Below are 4,049 nucleotides of genomic sequence, written 5' to 3'. Positions count from 1 at the left end.
TCAACGGAGCCTAAACGGTTTGTAAACGCCGACCTCAGCCAGGAACAGATTGAACTGGCCAACCAAATTTGCGCCGGAGAATTCGGCACCCGGCCCGTGTTACGCAACATCATCAAGTGCATTCGCGGTGGATACCCAGCCGCCAAACCTGTTTTCGACGCCCTGGAACAGGCAGGAGAACTCACCCGTGACGGCCAGAGGTTTTACCTGGCTGGATGCCAATAGGATAACCAATAGGCGCGGCTCTGATCGCGCAATCGTTTACAGGATAGAACGATGAGCGAGATACTAACCGAAGCCCAATTGCGTAGATTGACCGGCGCTAAATCCTCCGACGCACAGAAACTGGTGCTGGATGAGAATCAAATCCCCTATGTGCGTCGGAAAGATGGTAAGCCTGCAGTAACCTGGGCTATGGTCAATCAATCCAAATTGGCCTCACGGCCAACGGACAAAAAGCTCCCTCTTGGATTCAACCTGGAGGCCGTTAGCTAATGGGAAGACGCCGCAACCCCGAAAACGCCTGGATGCCTCCTCATGTGGCCCGCTATAAAGGGGGATATCGGGTACGCAAATATGGGGTGCCGACCAAACACCTGGCAGGACCAGATGCCAGCAAATCAGAGGTTTGGATTGCCTATGAACGCTGGCAAGCTGGTCAGGTACACAAAGAGTTCACTGTTGCTGATCTAATAGATCTCTACTTTGCATCACCCCAGTACACCAAGCATCTGAAGCCCAGCACACAGAAGGACTATCAACGATACGGTAAAACGATAATCGCCGTGTTTGGTGAAATGCAACCAGACACTATCACCTCACCTTTGGTGCAGATGTTCATGGACTCCCGAGGCACCAAATATCCGGCCACAGCCAACCGCGAACGAACTTTTCTCGGGCTTATCATGAAGTGGGGGAAAGCCCGGGGTTTTGTGACGATTGAAGACCCCACCAAGGTGGTACGACCCTTTGTGGAGTCACCTGGTGGTCGTTATGTGCAAGATGCAGAATACAAAGCATTTTGGAACTGGTTGGGGCAAAGGGGCCACTTGATGCACCAATGCGCAATGGAGATAGCCTACCTGTGCGCTGCACGCCAACAAGATGTCCTCGCACTTACCCGGCATAACCTTCAGGAAGATGGCCTATTGATTGCCCAAGCTAAGACAGGAAAACAACAGCTCAAGCTCTGGAATACCCCTCTGCGAAGGGCAGTGAATTCGGCCCTTGCTGGAAATACCACAGCCAAAGTTCAATCCGCGCACATTATCAGGGGTCGCACTGGTCAGGGTTACACTCGTACAGGTTTCAATGCAGTCTGGCAGCGCGAACAACGCGCCGCTCTAGCCGCCGGCATCATTAAAGAACGCTTTCGCTTCCACGACCTCAAGATCAAAGCAGCCAGTGATTTTGAGGGGGACTTGAAACGATTTACTGGTCACAAATCAACCTCTATGGCTGAACGTTATAACCGCACCCCAGATCGGGTGGTGCCATTGAACAGAGAAAGTGATAGCGAGGAGGGGGAAAAAGATGACGATAAGTAGGCATCTCGATACTGGGATTATATCCAGTCTCAGGCTTGGCAAAAGGCGACAGGGGGTAAAATTCGTACACCGCATTCGTACATTGTGCCAAAAATGAAAAAGCCCTCTACTTGAGAGGGCTTCTAATTGCCTGATTTTACAGGCTTATTTGGGGTGGCCGACGGGGATTGAACCCGCGACCTCAGGAGCCACAAGCCTTCGCTAACCCTAGTAATATCAGTAAGTTAGCTCAAATTTCAAGGGTAATTACTGTATGCATTCCCAGTATTTTACCCCTTATAGCTTCTACAAGCGAATATAGTTACCCCCTACTAAAACTGTATATGCAATCAGGTAATTTCCGAATCATCTTCTCCCCGCTTTATTCTTGCCTTGTCTAGTGAGACTACTTTGTCGGCGGTGTGGTTGTAACGCTCCATCATGCTGCGTGTTTTATGACCACTGAATTCTTGCTTGTCGCCTTTGAAGTCCGAGATACCTTTGATCTTGAGGTCGTGAAATCGGAACCTGGTGGGAAGAGCACCAGCCTTTGTGGCAGCTCGCTGCTCACGATTCCAACTACTATTGAAACCATCGCGTGTATAGCCATGTCCGATCTTGCTACGAATCAAATGCATACTTTGCGCCTTGGAACCCTTATTGGCTTTTAGTGCCAGATCAACTGCATCACGCAGCCTTTCGGTCCATAGCTTTAGCTGCTTTTTACCTGTTTTCTGTTGGTGGATTAGCAGCCCCTCTTCGGTAACATTTTGTCTCTTTAAAGCCAGTACATCTTGTTGCCGAGCACCACATAGGTAGGAAATTTCCATTGCCGCCTGATGGGCTGTATGGCCATGAGATCCCAGCCAAGAATAAAAAGCCAGGTATTCTGAGTCCTCTACATACCGCCCTCCACGGCGTTCCTTGAGAGGCTTTACAGCTTTAGTTGGATCTTCAATCGATACCAGGCCGCGAGCTTTTCCCCAGCGAAATATGATGCCAAGGAATGTACGCTCCCTATTTGCTGCTGTTGGATATTCTTGGCCTCTTGCATCCATGAATACTTGGATCACTGGTGAGGTGATAGAATTGGGTTTTGCATTGCCAAAAACAGCGCGTATTTTTTTGGAGTACCTGAGATAGTCTTTTTGTGTCTGTGGCCGCAACTCTTTCGTGTATTGCGGTGATGCAAAGTAGAGGTCTACAAGATCGGCGATTGTGAATGATTTTGCTTGTTGACCTTGCTGCCAGTGCTCATATTCTGCCCACACTTCTGCTTTTGTAGCATTCGGGCCACAAAGGTGCCACGCACCTTGCCTGCGAATTTTTATGCGGTAGCCCCGTGGATAAACTTCAACCCAGCGAGGCATCCACGCATTTTTAGGGGTTCTTGGTCTAGCCATTGACTGCGCTCATGTCTACGCCGGAGGGTATTTGAAAGTTTACACCGCTTGAGTTAACTCGATTGTTATTCGCCAACTGAGATTGATTGACCATTTCCCAGGTTACAGCAGGCTTACCATCTCTCCTACGCACATAAGGAATTTGGTTCTCCTTCAATACTAGCTTTTGTGCTTCGGGGGATTGAGCCCCAGTCAACCTGCGCAATTGGGCCTCAGTTAATATCTCACTCATCGTTCGGTCCTGTAAACGACGGCGCGATCAAAACCGCGCCTATTGGTTATCCTATTGGCATCCAGCCAGGTAAAACCTCTGGCCGTCTCGGGTGATTTTTCCTGCCTGCTCCAGTGCATCGAAAACGGATTTGGCGGCTGGGTATCCACCGCGAATGCACTTGATGATGTTGCGTAACACGGGCCGGGTGCCGAACTCTCCGGCGCAAATTTGGTTGGCCAGTTCAATCTGTTCCTGGCTGAGGTTAGCGTTTACAAACCGTTTAGCTAGCGTTGAAAACCGTTTAGGCCGTTTAGGCCGTTTAGCTAACCGTTTACAAACCGTTGAGGATTCTTGAGTTTCCGCTGCCAACCGTTTATCTACCGTTAGCAGCTGTTTAGCACCATTTAGCAACTGTTTAGGCTCAGTTGGCGACTGTTTAGCGTCCGTTGAGAACCGTTTAGAATCCGTTGAAAACTGTTTATCTGGCGTTGAAAACCGTTTAGACCGTTTAGCTAAACGTTTACAAACCGTTGAGGCAGCGTTAAACGCTAGTAACGCCACCAGCCCTACCACATCTGTGATGATTGCCAGGGCGAGGAATCCGGCGTGCTGTAATCGCACGGGGTCCACATTGAGCGTGCTGGCCAGACTGTTAAATGCGCCGTGGGTACTGGCGCCTGGTTTGGCTATGGAAAGGCTTTTGATGAGCTGGCTGCGCTGGGTTTCCAGGGCATGCAATTTGGGGGTGGTATCAATAGCGCGCTGGCGGTAGCCGTTGACGGCGTCTGTGGCGATCAGACCATTCAGGCTGTTGATCTGCTCTTTAATACTGTTGAGCTGCTGTTCAAGCGCTTGGTATTCCAGGCTGCCCTGGGTACTGCGCTGCTGCTGTTCTTCACTGTGTGT

The 4,049-nt window shown here is 50.1% G+C and carries 6 protein-coding genes; 3 read left to right on the top strand and 3 right to left on the bottom strand.

What is annotated here, in order from left to right; genetic code table 11:
• The 3 genes from Q1A48_RS20690 to Q1A48_RS20680 all read left to right on the top strand — a co-directional run.
• Nucleotides 1–225 (top strand): hypothetical protein (locus Q1A48_RS20690; protein WP_299948670.1); only part of this gene is annotated, 225 nt, incomplete at its 5' end.
• A gap of 51 nt (nucleotides 226–276) precedes the next feature.
• On the top strand, nucleotides 277–495 hold the full coding sequence (locus Q1A48_RS20685; RefSeq protein ID WP_299948668.1) for a DUF4224 domain-containing protein: 219 nt from the start codon (nucleotides 277–279) through the stop codon (nucleotides 493–495).
• 44 nt (nucleotides 496–539) lie between these two features.
• On the top strand, nucleotides 540–1,547 hold the full coding sequence (locus Q1A48_RS20680; protein ID WP_299948666.1) for a tyrosine-type recombinase/integrase: 1,008 nt from the start codon (nucleotides 540–542) through the stop codon (nucleotides 1,545–1,547).
• A gap of 329 nt (nucleotides 1,548–1,876) precedes the next feature.
• Here the strand turns inward: Q1A48_RS20680 and Q1A48_RS20675 are convergent, their stop codons facing one another.
• The 3 genes from Q1A48_RS20675 to Q1A48_RS20670 form a co-directional block, all read right to left on the bottom strand.
• A complete protein-coding gene (locus Q1A48_RS20675; RefSeq protein ID WP_299948664.1) occupies nucleotides 1,877–2,929 on the bottom strand; it encodes a hypothetical protein in 1,053 nt (350 codons plus the stop codon).
• Entirely contained in the window at nucleotides 2,922–3,161 is a 240-nt protein-coding gene (locus Q1A48_RS22015; RefSeq protein WP_366523459.1) for a DUF4224 domain-containing protein, read from the bottom strand. The genes Q1A48_RS20675 and Q1A48_RS22015 overlap by 8 nt, the downstream gene beginning before the upstream one ends.
• 51 nt (nucleotides 3,162–3,212) lie before the next feature.
• Nucleotides 3,213–4,049 (bottom strand): hypothetical protein (locus tag Q1A48_RS20670; protein WP_299948662.1); only part of this gene is annotated, 837 nt, incomplete at its 5' end.

This window comes from uncultured Microbulbifer sp. (assembly GCF_947489355.1).
In the GTDB taxonomy this organism is placed as follows: domain Bacteria; phylum Pseudomonadota; class Gammaproteobacteria; order Pseudomonadales; family Cellvibrionaceae; genus Microbulbifer.
This window is presented reverse-complemented; position numbering and strand designations above follow the sequence as displayed.

What these genes read in the sequence shown, in the direction of transcription:
- Q1A48_RS22015 (WP_366523459.1), bottom strand. Translation starts at nt 3,161, where the DNA reads ATGAGTGAGATATTAACTGAGGCCCAATTGCGCAGGTTGACTGGGGCT.
- Q1A48_RS20685 (WP_299948668.1), top strand. Translation starts at nt 277, where the DNA reads ATGAGCGAGATACTAACCGAAGCCCAATTGCGTAGATTGACCGGCGCT.
- Q1A48_RS20675 (WP_299948664.1), bottom strand. Translation starts at nt 2,929, where the DNA reads ATGGCTAGACCAAGAACCCCTAAAAATGCGTGGATGCCTCGCTGGGTT.